2 protein-coding genes are annotated in these 1,525 nt (G+C 63.3%); one reads left to right on the forward strand and one right to left on the reverse strand.

What is annotated here, in order from left to right; genetic code table 11:
* On the reverse strand, positions 1–247 hold a 247-nt coding region (locus MOX02_RS30525; RefSeq protein WP_147029497.1), incomplete at its 3' end, for a hypothetical protein.
* Between the two features lie 647 nt (positions 248–894).
* Here MOX02_RS30525 and MOX02_RS30530 point away from each other — a divergent pair.
* Positions 895–1,122, forward strand: coding sequence for a hypothetical protein (locus tag MOX02_RS30530; protein ID WP_147029498.1), 228 nt, complete (start codon positions 895–897; stop codon positions 1,120–1,122).
* Positions 1,123–1,525 lie beyond the last annotated feature (403 nt).

The raw sequence follows: 1,525 nt of genomic DNA on the forward strand, positions 1-1,525 counted from the left end.
CCCGGCGATAGTCGTCGAGCGTCATCTGATCGATCGCCTTGCCGGCTGATCTCTGCACGCGCTGCACCAAGTCCAGGCTGTGAGGCTTGCCGCTCGCGAAGAAATGACCATCGTCGGTCCAGTACTGGCAGGCATCGATGCCTTCAACGCGTCCCTCCCACGGGTGGGAGCGGCCGCCCGCTACCGTGACGGGGCCAGCGGTGTGGCCGTTGCGTGTGCGATAGGAAAGTCCAACCTGCAGCTTCATCCTGAATCAGGTGTAGGCTGCGACGAGCCCAAACAAGGGCGTGCGGCAGATGGCGTGATCCGCCGAAACGCACACAGATCCAGCGACCACCGAACGCCTGGCCGCTTACCTTGTGAAGGGGCCTAGGAAGGTCACAGCGGCCTCGTGATGTCACGGCGGCGAAGATTGCCGGCAACGGCAGTCCGTTCACACTCCGGCAACTTCTCTCAGCGCCTTACCCAACAAGCGTTCTCTATGCCCGCCCAACCTCGGCTGCCTTGCGGAGCAATCTTGCTAGCACGAGGTGCAGTGAGGCAACCTACGCTCTCCGCAGCCGAACGCCAGGGCCGCTGATAGCTGGGATGAACTCCACGCTGGGCGCATCGCAGCACCAGCGAAAAGCCCCGCGAGCCGTGAGGCTACGGGGCTTTGTCGATCGGCTACGCGAGATTGATCGGGCTGCCCCCTCGTAGCCATGCCGGAGGAGTGTCGCTCTCCGAAGACGAAGATTTGCATCTTCGCAGCTGATTCGCTGTTGCGAAGCAGGAACACTCGGGTGGCAGAGACGGGCCTGCCGCTGCCTGAGCTCGCGTGAGCAGGTGGATGTGAGGTCGACGAGACTGCAGGAGCGACCGGGTGTACGCTTCGGGCCGGCGGAGACGGGCACGATGTCTGGAAAGCACTGGGCGCCTCACATTCTGAAGAGGCTCAATGAGCAGTGGCTCGTTGTCGAAGCGCCCTGGGACATGCCAGCCGGCTCTCATGAACTCGATCGGTCCACGCCGGTCATTGAGGGTCAGGCCTACAAGGTCATCGGCGGCGAAGTTGACGCCCGCCCGCTTGCGAAAGGCGAGCGCATCCAGATCCGCGTCGAGCGAGTGGATAACGCCGGATGAGCGGCTCACGAAAGAGCCCGCTCCGGCGGAAGCCGGGCGGGCTGGAGTGTCGTCAGGTCCGTACCGGCATTACTGCCGGACCCAGAAACGGTAGGCGAGCCGAACCAGTTTCCGTCTGCCCGAACCCGCACGAAAAAACCCGCCGCGACGACGATCGTCGAGCGGGCTGAAGGTGTAGATCCGGCCCCTCGCTACGGCTGAAGGGGCAGTGGGCAGACAGCCTGGCTGCGTGCTGTAATCCGGACGTGAAAGGCCCAGCGTGCCTTGAGGCTGCGGAGTTGGGTATCGCTACGTTCGCGCAAATAACAACACACGTTTTGGGAAGAAGCGCATGTCACGCAACATTCTGATCCTGGGAGCCTCGTACGGCTCGCTGCTCGGCACGAAGCTGCTGATGGCCGGT

This window comes from Methylobacterium oxalidis (genome assembly GCF_007992195.1).
Lineage (GTDB): Bacteria > Pseudomonadota > Alphaproteobacteria > Rhizobiales > Beijerinckiaceae > Methylobacterium > Methylobacterium oxalidis.

What these genes read in the sequence shown, in the direction of transcription:
- MOX02_RS30530 (WP_147029498.1), top strand. Translation starts at nt 895, where the DNA reads ATGTCTGGAAAGCACTGGGCGCCTCACATTCTGAAGAGGCTCAATGAG.